General features: G+C 69.4%; 14 protein-coding genes. 3 read left to right on the top strand and 11 right to left on the bottom strand.

All coding sequences use genetic code 11. The features are described from left to right. Positions 1-94: 94 nt before the first annotated feature. Together LXN01_RS12430 and LXN01_RS12425 are read left to right on the top strand one after the other, a co-directional pair. Positions 95-904, top strand: coding sequence for a helix-turn-helix domain-containing protein (locus LXN01_RS12430; RefSeq protein WP_236865625.1), 810 nt, complete (start codon positions 95-97; stop codon positions 902-904). A gap of 36 nt (positions 905-940) precedes the next feature. After that, entirely contained in the window at positions 941-1,360 is a 420-nt protein-coding gene (locus tag LXN01_RS12425) for a DUF2695 domain-containing protein (RefSeq protein ID WP_236865623.1), read from the top strand. Positions 1,361-1,409: 49 nt separating this feature from the next. On the opposite strand, the gene LXN01_RS12420 is transcribed toward LXN01_RS12425, so the two are convergent. The 9 genes from LXN01_RS12420 to LXN01_RS12380 form a co-directional block, all read right to left on the bottom strand. Then, positions 1,410-2,546 (bottom strand): XdhC family protein, encoded by a 1,137-nt coding sequence (locus tag LXN01_RS12420; protein WP_236865621.1) that lies wholly within the window; start codon positions 2,544-2,546, stop codon positions 1,410-1,412. Then, complete coding sequence (locus LXN01_RS12415; protein WP_236865619.1) at positions 2,539-3,642, bottom strand: vWA domain-containing protein; 1,104 nt, start codon at positions 3,640-3,642, stop codon at positions 2,539-2,541. Before LXN01_RS12415 ends, LXN01_RS12420 begins: the two co-directional genes overlap by 8 nt. After that, entirely contained in the window at positions 3,639-4,616 is a 978-nt protein-coding gene (locus LXN01_RS12410) for an AAA family ATPase (RefSeq protein WP_236865617.1), read from the bottom strand. Before LXN01_RS12410 ends, LXN01_RS12415 begins: the two co-directional genes overlap by 4 nt. Beyond that, positions 4,613-5,308: a nucleotidyltransferase family protein gene (locus tag LXN01_RS12405; RefSeq protein ID WP_236865615.1), complete on the bottom strand. Its 696-nt coding sequence runs from the start codon at positions 5,306-5,308 to the stop codon at positions 4,613-4,615. The genes LXN01_RS12410 and LXN01_RS12405 overlap by 4 nt, the downstream gene beginning before the upstream one ends. A 280-nt stretch (positions 5,309-5,588) precedes the next feature. Then, positions 5,589-6,575, bottom strand: a complete 987-nt coding sequence (locus LXN01_RS12400) for a carbamate kinase (RefSeq protein WP_236865612.1) — start codon at positions 6,573-6,575, stop codon at positions 5,589-5,591. 73 nt (positions 6,576-6,648) lie between these two features. After that, on the bottom strand, positions 6,649-8,658 hold the full coding sequence (locus tag LXN01_RS12395; RefSeq protein WP_236865611.1) for a hydantoinase B/oxoprolinase family protein: 2,010 nt from the start codon (positions 8,656-8,658) through the stop codon (positions 6,649-6,651). Continuing rightward, the gene (locus LXN01_RS12390; RefSeq protein WP_272902443.1) at positions 8,655-10,931 is read right to left on the bottom strand and encodes a hydantoinase/oxoprolinase family protein; all 2,277 of its coding nucleotides are present in this window, start codon (positions 10,929-10,931) and stop codon (positions 8,655-8,657) included. Before LXN01_RS12390 ends, LXN01_RS12395 begins: the two co-directional genes overlap by 4 nt. Positions 10,932-11,199: 268 nt before the next feature. Continuing rightward, entirely contained in the window at positions 11,200-11,952 is a 753-nt protein-coding gene (locus LXN01_RS12385) for a ZIP family metal transporter (RefSeq protein ID WP_236865610.1), read from the bottom strand. An 81-nt stretch (positions 11,953-12,033) separates the two neighbouring features. Beyond that, entirely contained in the window at positions 12,034-13,950 is a 1,917-nt protein-coding gene (locus tag LXN01_RS12380; RefSeq protein WP_236865607.1) for a potassium transporter Kup, read from the bottom strand. Between the two features lie 236 nt (positions 13,951-14,186). Here LXN01_RS12380 and LXN01_RS12375 point away from each other — a divergent pair, with 236 nt between their 5' ends. Then, on the top strand, positions 14,187-14,567 hold the full coding sequence (locus tag LXN01_RS12375; RefSeq protein ID WP_236865603.1) for a PaaI family thioesterase: 381 nt from the start codon (positions 14,187-14,189) through the stop codon (positions 14,565-14,567). A 136-nt stretch (positions 14,568-14,703) separates the two neighbouring features. On the opposite strand, the gene LXN01_RS12370 is transcribed toward LXN01_RS12375, so the two are convergent. Next, positions 14,704-15,282: an NADPH-dependent FMN reductase gene (locus tag LXN01_RS12370; protein ID WP_236865592.1), complete on the bottom strand. Its 579-nt coding sequence runs from the start codon at positions 15,280-15,282 to the stop codon at positions 14,704-14,706. 149 nt (positions 15,283-15,431) lie between these two features. Continuing rightward, complete coding sequence (locus LXN01_RS12365) at positions 15,432-16,481, bottom strand: Glu/Leu/Phe/Val dehydrogenase dimerization domain-containing protein (RefSeq protein WP_236865590.1); 1,050 nt, start codon at positions 16,479-16,481, stop codon at positions 15,432-15,434. Positions 16,482-16,583 lie beyond the last annotated feature (102 nt).

The following is a 16,583-nucleotide window of genomic DNA, read 5'->3' as shown; positions in this document are numbered from 1 at the left end:
GTGGCCATCAACCCCACGGACCGTCGATGACCTCGGAGGTCATGTGGGGTCGCGACACGGTCCTTCCAGCGCTCTCGAGGAAGAGGACACTGCGATGACGACTCAGCCTGCACGAACGTCTGACGTCGGTGGTCTCCTGCGGACGTGGCGGCAGCGCCGCCGGCTGACTCAGCTCGAGCTGGCGAACTCCTCGCAGGTGTCGACCCGCCACCTGAGCTTCATCGAGAACGGACGCGCGCAGCCGACCAAGCAGATGCTGCTGCACCTCGCCGAGCATCTCGACATCCCTCTGCGGGAGCGCAATGGGGTGCTGCTCGCCGGCGGTTACGCACCTGCCTATCCCGAGCACGCACTGACGGAGACTCCGATGGCGGTCATCAGCGGTGCCATCAACCGCGTCCTCGACGCGCATGACCCGTTTCCGGCCGTCGTGGTGGACCGGCGCTGGGACCTCGTCGCTTCGAACACCGCGGCCGGGCTGCTGCTGGAAGGTGTCGCCGACCATCTCCTGGAGCCTCCGATCAACGTGATCAGGGCCAGTCTGCATCCCGAGGGGATGGCCGGCCGGATCCTGAATCTCGCCGAGTGGCGCGGACACCTTCTCGCTCAGCTCGGGCGGCAGGCGCAGGCCACCGGTGATCCCGGACTGGCGGCGCTGCTGGAGGAATTCGCTGCGTTGCCCGGTGACGTCGAAGTCCCGGATGGCCCGCACGAGCTCGTGATTCCCCTGCGGTGCACGGTCCGAGGTCATGAGCTCTCCCTCATCAGCATGACGACGGTGTTCGGCACCCCGCTGGAAGTCACCGTCTCCGAACTCGCGATCGAGGCCTTCTATCCTGCTGATGCCCGGACAGCGCAGACGCTGCGTGTCCTCGGTGAGAACGAGCCACCGGCGGCGCGGTGAACCGACCGTGTCCGCGCCTCGTGTCATGGTGTTGCCATGAACGCGATCCTGATGGCACAAGAAGCCGAACCGAATGTCCGCGACGCCTCGGCAGCCGGCACGAGCCCGGCCGACGGCGAGTGTCTGGTGTGCTTCGTCGACCGTCAGCTCGCCCAGTCCGGCTGCGACGGCACCCACCGATTCGCCCTCTCCTTCCGTGACCACGCAGCTCCCGACGTCGCCGAGTTCCTCGGCGAGCTGTCCGAGCTGGGCGTGCGCCGCTGCGACTGCGAGATCTTCATGAACGCGTACTGGCCCAGCATCCGCCTGTGGCGGGTCCACGACGGCGAGGACGAGCTCGAGTGGAGCAGCGAGTCGGTGGAGAAGCTGGCGCCTGAGCAGATGCCGCCCTGCGCGGGAGTGAGCCCGGGCTCCACTCAGCCGTGCAGCAACTGGGAGCGCAGGTACCGGTGGTGAGCGGATTCTGCTCGCTCCGAGCCGGCGACGGTGGAAGGGCGGCGCTGCTCTACTCCCCGTGAATCGGGCCCTCCGTCTGCCGCAGCTGCCGGCCGGAGCCGCCCCACTGTCCCTGGATCACCTCCGCGAGGATGGACACCGCGGTCGCCTCCGGGGTGCGGGCGCCGATGTCGAGGCCGATCGGCGTATGCAGTCGGGCCAGCTCCTCGTCGGTCACCCCGGCCTCCCGCAACCGCTCCTCCCGCTGGGCGTTGGTGCGGCGGCTGCCCATCGCGCCGATGTACCCGGCCTCGCAGCGCAGCGCCACCTCGAGCAGCGGAACGTCGAACTTGAGGTCATGGGTGAGCATCGCGATCACGGTTGTCGGCCCGATCCGGCCGGCCGCGATCTCGGCCTCCAGGTACCGGTGCGGCCACTGCGTGACGACCTCGTCGGCGCTCGGGAAGCGCTTGGGGGTCGCGAAGATCGGCCGCGCGTCGCAGACGGTCACGTGATAGCCCACGAACGAGGCCAGCTCCGCGAGCGCCTTCGCATAGTCGATGGCGCCGAACACGATCATCCGCGGCCGTGGCGTCAGTGCCATGACGAGCACTTCCCGATCGTCGTACAGCCGCTCCCCATCCGCGCCGATCGTGAGGATACCGGTGCGCCCGGCGGCCAGCCAGCCGCGCGCGTCATCCGCGACGGCTTCGTCGAGCCGCTGGGAGCCCAGCCGACCGCGCGCCTCGGAGTCGGCCACCAGCAGGAGCCGCCCGAGGGGTTCACCGGGGTCCGGCACCGGCTGCCCGGTGTGCACCAGCATCGCGAGCGCGAACGGCTCATCGGCATCGATCCGAGCGACCGCCTCGGCGAGCAGCTTCGCTTCATCGCTTCCCGGCTCGATCCTGCGCAGGACCACATCCAGGTGCCCACCGCAGGTCAGGCCGACCGCGAAGGCGTCGTCATCGCTGACCCCGTAGTGCGCCCCCCGCGGCTGCCCGTCGGCGAGCACCTCCTGCGCGAGTTCGTAGACGGCGCCCTCGACGCATCCGCCGGACAGACTGCCGAGCACCTCCCCGCCGGCGCTGACAGCCATCATCGTGCCGGCCGGTCTGGGCGCGGACGACCAGGTCTTGGCGATGACAGCCACGATGAAGGGGTCCTCGCCGGTGAGCCACAACCGCAGGCCATCGACGATGTCACGCATTGTCACTCCCCTGATTCGCGGTGCTGAAGAGGTCGGCGGCACCCTGCAGGTCCTCGACCGTGTGCCCGGCGACGAGGGCGTCGAGCGAGGGCATGACCGCCGACATCCCGGCGGTCTGGGGTTGCCAGCCTTCCTGGCCCGAGCGCGGGTTGATCCAGATGATGCGGTGGGTTAGGCGCCGCAGGCGCTCCATCTGCCGTCCCAGTCTCTCGGCCCCGCCGTGCTCCCATCCATCGGAGAACACGACCACCACCGCGCCGCGCAGCGGTCCGCGCCTGCCCCAGTCGTCGAGCAGCGCGGCCAGCGCATCGCCCAGCCGGGTGCCGCCGGCGAAGTCGGGGACCTCGGCGATGAACTCCCGCCACAGTCGCTCGGTCGTGGGCGCGCGCAGGGCTCCGGTCACACGGGCCAAGCGGGTGCCGGCGGTGAAGGCCTCCGCGTGCGGCAGCACCCGCACCACCCGTCGGGCGAACCGCAATCCCACGTCGACCCAGCTGCGCATCGATCCGGAGACGTCGACGATCACCACGACCGGGCGGGCGCGGCGGGTGCGAGCACGGTAGCGGAGGTGCGACACCTCACCACCGGTGCGCTGCAGCTGCCGGATGGTGCGTCGCCGGTCCACGCTGCCGTGCGGGGCCCGCTGCCTGCGAGCCGACACCCGGGTGGGTGGGCGGACGACCAGGGAGTCGATGAGCAACAGAGCGTCGTCGCGTTCGGTGGCCGTCGCCTCGGCGAGATCGCGCCGGCGGAGACGCTCGGTGCGACTGGCCGAGGTGACGGGCAGCTGCTGGTCCTCCGCCGCGTCATCGGCTCCGGGGGTCCCCGGAGCCGGGGATTCGATGCCGAGCGTCTCGGGCGGGCGCGGCGGGAGGCCCGCCTGTCCGAAGAAGGAGTCGAACACCCGGTCATGGACGGCGATCTGCTCAGGCGCGGTGCAGCACGCGGCGCGACTCGCCATCCGGACGTCGGCTGGGTCGAGCGGATCGAGGAGGGCCACCGCCTGCACCATCGTCCGCACCTGCACCGGACCGGCATCGACCCCGGCAGCGCGCAGTCGGCGGCCGAACTCGACGAGCAGGTCGGAGTACCTCACAGGCGGCTCCCAGGTGTCGCCGAATTCCGAGGTGAAGCCGGGGTGCGAGGCGAGGCCGGGCTCCGAAGAGAGTCAGGTTTCCGAGGCGGTGTGGGAGGTGCCCCACCGGCGACGGGTCCGGACTCGGCGACGACGGCCAAGTCGTCGTGCTCCTTGATCACCGTGCCGAGGGTCAGCTGCGCGGTGGCCTCATCGAGCTCATCGACGCCGAGGCGGACGAGTGCCCGCAGCCAGTCGATCGATTCGGCGATGCCCGGCGTCTTGACCAGGTCCAGCCCGCGCAGGCGGGCGACCGCGGCGAGCACGGACTCGGTGAGCGCCTCGGCGGCCTCCGGCACGTGGCGCAGGAGGATGGAGCGCTCGCGGTCCGCGTCGGGCAGGGAGAACCAGTGGTAGAGGCAGCGGCGCGTGAGCGCATCGTGGAGGTCGCGTGTGCGGTTGGAGGTCAGGATCACGACCGGCGGGATCTCCGCGGCGATCCGGCCGAATTCGGGCACGGTGACCGCCCACTCGGACAGCACCTCGAGCAGGAGCGCCTCGAACTCGTCGTCGGCGCGGTCGATCTCGTCGATGAGCAGGACCGCGCGACGGTCCGGAGTGGACCGTTCGAGCGCCTGCAGGATGGGGCGGGCCAGCAGGAACCGGCGCTGGTAGACGTCGGACTCCGCGTCGCCGCGCCCGTCGGCTTCGACGGCGCGCAGGTGGAGCAGCTGGCGCGGGAAGTCCCACTCGTGCAGCGCCTGCCCGGCGTCGATCCCCTCGTAGCACTGGAGGCGGATGTGGTCGCCGCCCAGCACCTCGGCGAGCGCGCCCGCGAGCGCGGTCTTTCCCACCCCGGGTGGGCCCTCGCACAGCAGGGGCCGGTCGAGTGAGCAGGCCAGCCAGGCGGAGGTGGCCAGACCGTCGTCGGCGAGGTAGCCGTGGGCGCCGAGGGCCTGCTGGAGGGCGGCGGGGCTGCTGGGAAGTGCCGTCATCGCGGCGTCCCCTCGAGGTCCTCGGGCCGGTCGACGTCGAGCCCGGTGCCCAGATCGCCGCACTCCACCGTGAAGACCCCCGCGCCGTCCAGCAGCGCCCGCGCCCCCTGATCCCCGACGGCGCTGCGGATGGCAGCGGACCAGTGGACGCGGCCGAGCAGCACCGGGTGTCCGGGCTCGCTGTCCCAGGTGGCGCGCACGAGCGCGTTCTCGACTTCGGGGAACGCTTCGAAGCCGCATTCGATGACCCGGGTCATGGCGTTCTCGTCGACATCCGGCAGGTCGACGAGCATGACGAGGGCGGCGGCGGGAAGCTCGGCAGGCGCCTCTGCGGCGGGAAGCTCGGCAGGCGCCTCGGCGGCGGGATCGGTGCCCGTGCCGCGTACGTTGCTTGAGCCCGAACCGGCGGTGAGTGCGCTGAGTCCGACCGTCAGCGAAGAACTCATCCCGTGCTCCCAGTCCTCGGCCACGACGGCCTGGGCATGATCGGGCAAAAGGGAGGCCACCTCTTCGGCGGAGGCACCCAGCACCACGACGATCGGACTGCAGCCGGCCGCTCTCATCTGTTCGCAGACCCGGGCGATGCGCGGCATCCCGTCGGCGTCCACGAGCAGGCCTTTGGGCATTCCCAACCGCCGTCCCCCACCCGCAGCCAGCAGGAGACCCGCGACCGGCACCGGCAGCTTCCTCATCGCCATACCTCCCAGGACGTCGTTGACCAGGACGACCAGTCTATGCAGTGATCGCAGTCCTCAGCAGTTGCCGCCGGCCCTATGCGGTGCACCCGCCGCACCTACCTCATCGAGTGGTCAGAAACGTTTGATCTCCAGAATCTAGTGGTCACAGAAGTTCGAGAATTGGCCCGATGGACGCACTTTTCTGACCACTCGATTCAACGGAACGCACCTTTCTGACCACTTGTTGCAACGGTCCGAGCCCTTCTGACCACCCACACCGTTCTGACCATCCGATTCATCGGACTCCACCTTCCTGACCACTCGAAGTCCCGGCCGCGGCGGCGCTGACCACCGTCCCCACGTCTCCGGCGACTCCCTCGGCGAGGCGGTGCAGCGAGGTGATCACGCCCCGTGTGCCGCCCTCGACGACGAACTGGAGGATCGCCTGCACCTTCGGCCCCATCGATCCGGAGGCGAAGTGGCCCTCCTCGACGAGAGTCTGCAGCGCCTCGGGGTCGATCCGCTCGATCGGACGCTCGTCGGCCGTCCCGTAGCCGACGACCGCGTGGTCGACGTCGGTGGCGATGACGAGCACCTCGGCGCCGACTGAGCGGGCGAGCCGCGCCGCCGTCAGGTCCTTGTCGATGACAGCCTCCACCCCGCGGACTCCGCCGTCGTCGGCGATCACCGGAATGCCGCCCCCGCCGGCGGCCACGACCAGCCAGCCCTGGTCGACGAGGTGGGTGATCGTCTCAGTCTCCAGCACCTCGACCGGGGCCGGCGAGGGAACCACGCGCCGCCAGCCCTTCGCTCCGACGTCCCGCCAGTGCTGACCGTGGGTGCTCATCGACTGCGCGTACTCCGCGTCGCGGTACTGGCCGATCGGCTTGACCGGATTCGCGAAGGCGGGGTCGGCGGGGTCGACCCGAGTGCGGGTGACCAGCGCGACGACCCGCCGCCCGAGCCCCCGCCGCTCAAGCCCGCGCCGGTGCAGCTCCTTCTCCAGCTGGTTGACGATGGTGAAGCCGAGCGTGCCCTGCGTCTGCGCCCCGCACCAGTCGAGCGACACCGGCGGCAACTCGCCGGCGGCGAGCTCGTTCTTGCGCAGGATGTTGCCCACCTGCGGCCCGTTGCCGTGCGTGATCACGACCTCGTGCCCGGCCTCGACGAGCTCGGCCAGCGGCACGCACGCCCGGCTGATCGCCTGCCGCTGGTCCTCGGCGCTGACGGAGCCGTCGGCCGCGGTCATCGCGTTGCCGCCCAGGGCCACGAGCACTCTCATCGTTTCGCCGCCCTGACCGCGACCCCGACCACGACACCGAACACGTCGCCACCCACATCCCTGTCCATCCGGCTCACAGCCAGTCGACGTCGGCCGCCGAGGCGCCGTCCGGGTTCAGCCGCGCGTAGCCGGGTCCGCGGTCGAAGAAGGGGACGTCGCCCGCTTCCCGGCGGCGCTGCTCGCGCAGCTCGGCGCTCGCCGCAGCGTCGATCCGCGGGTCCTCCTTGGTGCCGGTGGCGACCACTCCGTAGTCGTTCCGGGCGCCTGCGAAGCTGACCTTGCCCCAGCGCAGATCGCGCTCGACCTCGTCGAGGGGGCGCTCGAGCGGGTCGCCCCAGCCGCCACCGCCCGTGGTCCGGATGCGCACGACCTCGCCGGCCCTGATCGGCTCGGCGTCGGCGAGCGCGTCGACCTCCCGCTCGCTGGGACCGCCAGGATCGATCGTGACCTGGAACGGCTTGCCGGCCTTGCCGCCCTTGACGCCCCAGCAGGCGAGGATCGAGCGGTCCGCGATCGACATGAAGTGGCCGTCACGCAGCATCCGGATGTGCTTCTCGTAGCCCAGTCCGCCTCGGTGGCGACCGGGGCCGCCCGAATCCACGGCCAGGCCGAGGCGCTCGACGAGGAATGGGAACCGAGATTCGGTGAACTCGGTGGGCAGGTTGCGGGAGTCGGGCACAACGTGGATGGTGTCCTCCCCGTCGGCGTAGTACCGGCCACCGGACCCACCGCCCAGCACCTCGCGCATGAGGTAGGGCTTGCCGTCGAAGTCGGTGCCGTACACGCCGGTGTAGCGGATCGTCTCCTGATCGGCGGGCATCCGGCCCTCGACCGCCTTGGCGACGACCCCGGCGAGCACGCCCAGCAGTCGCAGGATCACGAAGGTCCGGGCGTTCGTGGGGGCGGGGTAGACGGGCGTGAGCAGGGTGCCCTTCTCCGGGAACCGCATCTCGATGAGCGGCACGACGCCCTCGTTGACGTCGAGCTCGCCCATCCGCTCCGGGGTGGCGGCGAGGTTGCGCAGGATCGGTGCGAGCCACTTCTTGAGGAAGTTGCCGCCCACGTAGTCGCCGCAATGGTTGATCGGGCCGGCGGCCTGCGCGGCCGTGCCGGTGAAGTCGATGATCAGCCGCGGCCCGTCACCGGGCCCGCCGGTCGAGGTCTTCGTCAGGGTGATGCGCTGGGTGTGCAGCTGCGGTTCGGCCACGCCGTCGTGCTCGGCGTAGTCCTCCCACACGTACTGGCCGTCGGGGATCTTCGACAGGATCTCGCGGCGGTACACCTCGGTGGTGTTGTCAAGGATGGTGTCGAAGGCCGCTTCGACGTCGGCGCGGCCGTAGCGGCCGAACAGCTCGGCCAGCCGGCGGGCACCCATCAGGCAGGCCGAGCATTCGGCGTCGAGGTCGGCGGCCAGCGATTCGGGCATCCGCGAATTGCGCGTCATGATCCGCAGCGCGGCCCGGTTGGGAACGCCCGCATCCCACAGCCTGATCGGCGGGACGGCCAGGCCCTCCTCGTGGACCGAGGTGGCGCCTGAGGGCATCGACCCGGGCGCGGCGCCGCCGATGTCGTCGTGGTGGCCGAACGCCTGGACGAAGCACACCACCTCGCCCCGATGGAACACCGGAACGGTCACGCACAAGTCCGGCAGGTGGCCGATCCCGCCCTCGGATTCGTAGACGTCGTTGTGGAAGAACACGTCCCCGTCGCGCATCGTCTCCAGCGGGAAGTCGCGCACGATCGGGTGGACGAGCGCGGAGTAGGACCGGCCGGTGAGCTTGCGCAGCTGGCGGTCGTGGATGCCGGCGCGGAAGTCGTGGGCGTCGCGGATCATGGGCGAGCGGGAGGTGCGCGCGATCGCGGTCTCGACCTCCATCTCGACGCTGGCCAGCGTCCCCTCGACGATCTCGACGAGCACCGGGTCGACGGTGGTGCCCTCCGGCGTGAGCCGGTTGCCGTGCTCGTAGCCGGTCGGCAGCCCGGCCGGGTTGACCGGCTCCGAGGCGAGGTAAGCCGCCAGCTCATCACCGGCCAGCGGGGTGGTCGAGAGGGTGAACCCGGCGGGGGTGTCGGTCGCGGTCACTGCTTCTCCTCGGGTGCGGATGCGGTGGCGGGTGCGGTGGGAGCCTGTGCGGTGGCGGAGTCCCTGGTGATGACGAGGTTGCCGATGGAATCGACGCGGGCGCTGAAGCCGGGGTGGATGGGCACGGTCGCCCCGTACTCCTCGACGATCGCCGGACCTGCGACGACGTCGCCGTCGAGGAGCTCGGGCCGCCAGTACACGGCGGCGGGCACGTAGCCGGCGTCGGCGTCGAAGCAGACCTGACGGGTGCCGGTCCGGGCGCGCTGGGACAGGGCGGGCGCCTCGGAGGCCTTCCCGATCGGCAGCAGCTGGGGCCGGGTGATGGGCCCGATCCCGGAGACCCGGAAGTTGACCCATTCGACCTGCTGCGTGGGGTCGCCGCGGAAGTCATAGCCGTAGAGCTGGCGGTGCTCGGCATGGAACGAGTGAGCGACCTGGTCGGCCCAGTCGCGGGTGATGGCGCCGTCGGGGGCCGGCACGCGGACCTCGAAGGCCTGACCGAAGTAGCGCAGGTCGACCGAGCGGGCGAAGCGATGATGCGAGGTGGGGAAGCCCTCCTGGGTGAGCGCCCGGGCGGCCTTGCCCTGCAGCTCCTCGAACAGCCGCTGCACGCCGGCCAGGTCGAGGGCGTCGTCCTTCGCCACGGCCGTCTGCACGTAGTCGTTCTTGACGTCGACGGTCAGCAGTCCGAACGCGGACACGTTGCCGGGGTTCTGCGGCACGACGACACCGGCCAGGCCGAGGATGTCGACGAGTCTGCAGGCCAGCAGCGAGCCGGAGCCGCCGAAGGTGGCGAGCATGAACTCGCGGACGTCCAGGCCGCGCTTGACCGAGATCTGGCGCAGCGCGTTGGCCTGATTCCACGCGGAGATCTCCAGGATCCCGGCCGCGGCCTTCTCCAGGCCGATCCCGAGGCGCCCGCCGATCTCCGCGACGCCGGCGCGGGCCGCGTCGACGTCGAGGGGGATCTCGCCGCCGAGGAGGTGGGGTGGAATCCGGCCGAGTGCCAGGTGGGCGTCGGTGATGGTGGGCTCGGTGCCACCCTGCCGGTAGCAGATCGGCCCGGGATCAGCACCGGCCGAATGCGGGCCGACCTTGAGCTGTCCCTCCGGCGTGGTCCAGGCGATCGAACCGCCGCCGGCGCCGACGGTGACGACGTCGATCATCGGGATCTTGGACGGATAGGTGCCCACCGTGCCCTCGGTGGTGAGTTCGGGTTCGCCGTCGCGGATGACGGCGACATCGGTCGAGGTGCCGCCGCCGTCGCAGGTCAGCACCTTGGTGAAGCCCGCGGTCCGGGTGATGAGGCCGGCACCCAGGGCTCCTGCCGCCGGTCCGGAGAGGACGGTGGTGATCGGCTGGTTGACGACCTCGGCGGCGGAGAGGACTCCCCCGTTCGACTTCATGATGTAGAAGGGGATGTGGTCTCCGGCCGGATCGGCTGCGGAGCCGGTGAACCGGTCGAGGCGCTCGTGGATGTTCTGCACGTAGCGGCCGACAGTCGGCTTCACCGCGGCGTCGACGAGCGTGGTCATGGACCGCTCGTACTCGCGGTATTCCCGGAGCACCTCCGAGGACAGGGAGACGATCGCCTCGGGGTGCTCCTCGGCGAGGATCCGGCGCATCCGCTGCTCATGCGACGGATTGGCATAGGCGTGGAGCAGGTTCACGCCGAGGGTCATGATGCCCTGCTCGCGGAACCAGCGGGCGGTGGCACGCGCTCCGTCCTCGTCGAAGGGCCGGATCTCGGAGCCGTCGAACGCGAGGCGCCCGCCCACCGTCTTGACGAGGTCCGCCGGCACGATGCGCTCAGGCTTGACCCAGAAGTAGGAGTTCCCGTAGCCGTCGGGGACCGCCTGGCGGGCGATCTCGAGGACGAACTCGTAGCCTTCGGTGGTGATGAAGCCGAGCTTCTCGATCTTGCCCTCGAGCAGCTGGTTGGTCGCGACCGTGGTGCCGTGACTGACCGCGCTGATCCGCGTGCCGGAGACGCCGAGGATCTGCAGCACCTTCTCGATCCCGGTGATGAAGCCGTCGGCGGGGTTCGCCGGGGTCGAGGGCGACTTCGTCGTCGTCAGCGTGCCCGACTCCTCGTCGAACGCGACGACATCGGTGAAGGTCCCGCCGGTGTCGATGCCGATCCTGATCCGTCGGCCGCTCCCGCTGCTGCCGGTCCGGCTTGCGCTCGCGGTCCGTCGTCCGTCATCGGGCCGGCCTCCGTCATCGAACTGGTGCGCGTCGCCGGGCCGTCGTCCGTGCGCGGTTGTCGTCATCGCTGTCCTCGCGTTGGGAATCTTCGCCGTCGGCGGTTCGTGCGGTCCGAGGTCCTCGTCGACTGCTTCGTCGACTGATTGCTCCAGTGGAGGAGTGACTTCGGATTCCGCTGGCAGATCTGCACGGCACACCGACGCTGTGCTCACATTCTGCCCGCCGGACGAGCCCCGATATATGGCAAGAACTGCTGAACGCTCGACTGCGGTGTTGGGCATCTCAGGGCATTCGGAGAAGCCGGCTCAGGTCGACCGTGCCCCCAGTCCGCTGTCACCCAAGGCGGTGGAGGCTGAACGCCGCGAGAAAACCCAGGGTGGCGATGAGTCCGGAGTACATGGCTGCCGACTCGAACGCCTCGGGGATCATGGTGTCGGTGATCATGGCGAGAATCGCTCCGGCGGCCAGGGCATTGACGAAGGCCAGCGTGGCCGGTGGTGCGCCGTCCAGCAGCAGGTAGCCGGCCAGCGCGGCGATGCCGGAGATGACTGCGATCCCGGTCCAGATGCCGAAGACATACCCGCGGCTGCGTCCCGCCTTCTTCCATCCAGCGGTGCTCGACAGGCCTTCGGGGACGTTGGAGATGAACACAGCGGCGAACATCGCCACACTCACCCCGGACCCGGTGAGGAGACTCAAGCCCAGCACCATGGACTCGGGAATCCCATCGAGCAGTGCTCCGATTGCGATGGCCCCGCCGCTACCGGCCTGATCCTCCTGGGAAGGCTGCTGGTTGCCGGAGCGTTTGCGGTGCCTCGCGCCGTAGCGCGCCAGGAGCACATTCAGGCCCACGTAGACCACCGACCCGACGAGGAACCCGGCGGCGGTGGCGATCAGCCCGCCCTGCTCTGCCGCCTCCTGAACCAGTTCGAAGGCAAGGGCCGAGATCAGCACGCCGGAGCCGAACGCCATGACAGCGGCCACGACGCGCGTGGGCACGGACACGAGCCATGCGATCACACTGCCCAGCAGCAGGGCGCCTCCGGCCATCAGGCCTGCCCCGCCGGCCATCACCCACTGCGGCATGATCACCTCCTCCACTTCCATTGCCCGGCCGCCGACACTTCCGCCGTCCGCCGACACTTCCGCCGTCCGCCGCCTCGACCCTCAGACGTGCAGCTCGGAACCCAGCACGATCGTACGGGTCGGGGGCAGGTGGAAGACCTCGGTGCGGTTGGCCTGGTTCTTCTCCAGCGCGAGGAAGAGCTTCTCCCGCCAGTCCCGAAGGCGATGCGCGCGGGGTGGACGCAGGGTGAGCACCGAGAGGAAGTAGACGGCGCCGTCGAGGTCGATGTCGAGTTCGCGGGTGCGGCCGATGGCGAGGTCGAGGTTCTGCGGTATGTCCTGCCGGTCGTTGAACCCGACACGGACGGTCACGTGCACGACTCCGTCCGAAGCGAACCCGGCATTGTCGACCGAGATGCGGTCCGACCGTCGGATGTGCGGCACATCGGCGTTGACCAGTCGCACGATGATCACGTGCTCGTGGAGCAGATGGAATCGTTTCACGCACTGCTTCATCGCCAGCGGAGTGGTGTACCTGCCCGGGTGAGGAAACACCGCCACACCGGGCTCTCGGCGGATGCCGGACCCCTGGAGGGACGCGATGAACGGGGTGAGCGGCCCCTCCATCGCCCGGCGCGCCTCGGACACCTGCTGATATCCGCGCTGCCAGGTCGTCATGATCAGCATCATGACCGCCGCCACTGCCACGGGCAGCCACCCGCCGGCGAAGAGCTTGGCGGTGTTCGCGGCGAAGAGAAGGATCTCCAGAACGCCGATCGCCGCCACATATGCGACCATGTTCCACCTCCCCCAGCCCCAGACCGCATGAGCGAACACCAGGAATATGCAGGATTCGAGGATCAGGGTACCGGTGACGGCGAGCCCGTAGGCGCTGGCCAGTTCCGCGGACGAGGAGAAGATCAGGACGAGAGCCAGGACGCTGATGAACAGCACCCAGTTGACCGCCGGGAGGTAGACCTGGCCCTCCTCTTGGCGGGAGGTGTGCTTCACTGCCAGACGAGGCAGCAGGCCGAGGCGCATGGCCTGACGGGTCACCGAGAACGCCCCGGAGATCACCGCCTGCGAAGCGATGATGGTCGCGACCGTGGCGTAGATGACCAACGGGAGCTGCAGGACCGGCGGGGCGAGATGGAACAACGGGTTGCTCACGGCACCGGGTTGGGAGATCACGAGTGCTCCCTGCCCCAGGTAGACGAGCAGGAGGGCCGGCATCACCACCGTCAGCCACCCCAGACGCACCGCGCGAGCACCGAAATGCCCGAGGTCGGCGTACAGCGCCTCTGCGCCGGTCACGGTGAGCACCACTGCCCCGAGGAGCACGAACGACTGGAACGGCTGGCGAATCACGAGCTCGATCGCCCAATGCGGCGACAGGCCGGCGAGGATCTGAGGGTGCGCCACGATCTGCGGAATTCCGAGCACGGCCAGCGTCGCGAACCAGCCGAGCATGACCGGTCCGAAGGCGCGGCCCACCCGACCCGTCCCGAAGGGCTGAACGGCGAACAGGACGACGAGGACAGCAGCCGACACCGGGACCACAAGATGCCCCAGCTGCGGTGAGACCACCACCAGGCCCTCCACAGCGCTCACCACCGAGATCGCGGGAGTGATGATTGCATCCCCGAAGAACAAAGACGCCCCGAGCATCCCGAGGACTGTCACGACAGCCAGGCCCCTCCGGCCACGCACGTGACGGCGGAGCAGCGCCAGCAGCGCGAGAATCCCGCCCTGACCGTCGTTGTCGGCTCTCGTCACCAGCAGCACGTACTTGCCGGTGACGATGAGCGTGATCGTCCACGCGACCATGGAGATGATGCCGTACACGTTCTCCTGCGAGACACTGACCGCGTTGTGCTCCATACTGAACGCGGTGTGCAGGGCGTACAGCGGGCTCGTGCCGATGTCGCCGAAGACCACGCCGAGGGCACCGAGCACCGCGATCCACGATCGGGAACTCGTCGGCGAATCCTGCGCGTCGCGCCGCCACCGCTGTTCCATGAGATCCAGTGTGCTCCTGCGGCGCGCGGTTTGATCCGTGGCCGACAGAGATTCTTCTGCAGCGGCGGACGGCGATGCCCCGTCATGATGTGCTTGACTGAGATCGCGGTCGAGCACGCTGTGAAATTCCGCGTGCTGAAATTCCGCGTGCTCGCGGATCCGCCGATGAAGCCGGTACAGAGAGGACACCGATGGCCGACGCCACCACTTCCCCGTCAGAGTTCGCAACGAGGACGATGAAATCGATCACCACGCCAGAGATCATCATCGAGGAGATCTCCGCGACCCACCTGAACGGCTACGTCGACCTCGGGCCGGAGCAGCACACCCCCTTCGGCACCGTTCACGGCGGTGTCTACTGCTCCATCGTCGAATCGGTCGGCAGCATGGGCGCCGGATACGCGGTCGCCGACCGCGGGCAGTACGCAGTGGGCCTGAACAACTCGACCGACTTCTTCCGCCCGTTCGACTCCGGCAGGGCGCGGGTCACCGCCGAGGCGATCCAGCAGGGGCGGACTCAGCAGCTGTGGCTCATCGTGATCTCGGACGAGGCTACGGGCAAGGTGATGGCGCGCGGTCAGCTGCGCGCGCACAATCTCGAGCGCCCACAGTCCTGACCGAGGGAACAGCCCGCAATCCTGACCGAGGGAACAGCCCGCAATCCTGACCGAGGGAACAGCACAGAACCCGCCGCATCCGAAGATGCGACGGGTTCTGCTTCGCTCAAGAGACGCCTCAGGTGAGGAGAACTCCTCAGACGGCTGCGCCCACCGGGGCGAACTGACCGGCGCGCACGGCCTCCATGGCCTTGGTCCAGACGATGAGCTGATCGAGCATCGGAGGCACCGAGGCGGCTGCCGGCTCGCTGGGCTTGACGACCGAGAAGTTCTCGAAGTCGGTGAACAGGGAGAGCAGGGCCGCGTTGCGCACGTGGGCCACCTGGGCCTCGGACAGGATGTTGCGCAGGTGCTCCACAGCGCGGGCGCCCATGGCGGACCCGTAGGAGACGAAGCCGGCGGCCTTGTTGTGCAGCTCGGGCTGCAGGTAGTCGAGCGCGTTCTTGAAGGCGCCGGTGATCGAGTGGTTGTACTCGGCGACCACGAACACGTAGCCGTCGAACTCAGCCATCTTGGCGGTGAACGCTCTGCCTTCCTCGTTGGGCGCCTCGGCGCCGGGTGCTCCGTCCCAGAGGGGGAGGTTGAAGTCGGCGATGTCGACGACCTCATAGGCGGCGTCGCCGCGCTGGTTGGCGACCGACTTCACCCAGTTGGCGACGTCGAGACCGACGCGGTTGGGGCGGACGCTGGAGGTGACGATGGCGATCGAGGTCATATGACTCCTTCTCGAAGTGGTTCAACGGGCAATTAAGTTGATATTTCAACCATAGCGCATTGCAGGGCTGTGTCGAGTCGAGGGCTTGGCAGGTAGCCCTCGCCACTCTCCCGCCCTGGTGCACGACCTCGGGCGGCGGCGCAGGAGCCTCACCGCCCCGCCGCGGCGATCCGTTCCCCTGCGATCTGCTCGGCCACCTCGAACGTCGCGCGGTCCTCCCGCGCGGCCTGCGCGAGGATCGTCGCGACCGTGTCGTGCAGGGTGAGCACGCTCTCCCGCGAGGCCTCCAGCGAGGGTTCGGAGTAGATCATCGTCGCCGATCCCATGACGCCGCCGGCATTGGCGACGAAGTCGGGGACGTACGTGATGCCTCGGTCCTTGAGGATCTTCCCGTGCTCGGGCGCGGCGAGCTGGTTGTTGGCGATCCCGCTGACGAGCCTGACCCTGATCTCGTCGATCGTGTCGTCGTTGATGACGGCGCCCAGCGCGCACGGTGCGAACACGTCGACGTCCTGCGCGTGGATCCGGTCCGGGTCCACCGCCTCGGCGCCGTAGGACTCGACGGCGAAGCGCACCGCGTCCTGCTGGACATCGGCGACGACGAGCTCGGCACCGGCCTCGTGCAGCAGGCGGCACAGCTCGCGGCCCGTGCCGCCCACCCCCTGCACGGCCACCCGCAGCCCGGTGAGGTCGCTGCGGTTCCACACGTGTTCGACGCCGGCCCGCAGCGAGGTGAACGCGCCCAGCGCCGTGAACTGCGAGGCGGTCACGCCTTCGGGGAACTGGCTGGCCCGGGCGAAGACGTAGTCGCAGTTCTCGGCGAGGATGTCGGCGTCCTCGGGTCCGACGCCCACGTCGATGGCGGTCCAGTAGCGTCCGCCCAGGGCCTGGACGTGCTTCGAGAACGCGCGCAGCAGCTCCGGCTTGTCCGCGCGGGCCGGGTCGGCGATGATCACGCACTTGCCCCCGCCCAGGGGCAGTCCGGCGATCGCGTTCTTGTAGCTCATGCCGCGGGACAGGCGCAGCACGTCGGTGAGCGCATCCTGCTCGGAGGCGTACGGGTACATACGGCATCCGCCCGCGGCCGGACCGAGCGCGGTGCTGTGGATGGCGATGATGCCGCGCAGCCCGGTCTCCCGGTCATGGCAGAACATCACCTGCTCGTGATGATCGAATTCCTGGTGCGAGAACAGTTCCACGGACTTCCCTTCAGACGGCGGCGGCTGACGACAGTGGGGGCCGGCGGCTGACGCCGGCGATGGATGCCGCCGGGTGACCGCCGGCGACTGCTCACAGCGGCG

This window comes from Brevibacterium daeguense, from assembly GCF_021729135.1.
GTDB classification, from domain to species: Bacteria; Actinomycetota; Actinomycetes; order Actinomycetales; family Brevibacteriaceae; genus Brevibacterium; species Brevibacterium daeguense.
Note: the sequence above shows the minus strand (reverse complement) of the source record. Positions and strands in the feature narration are given on the sequence as shown.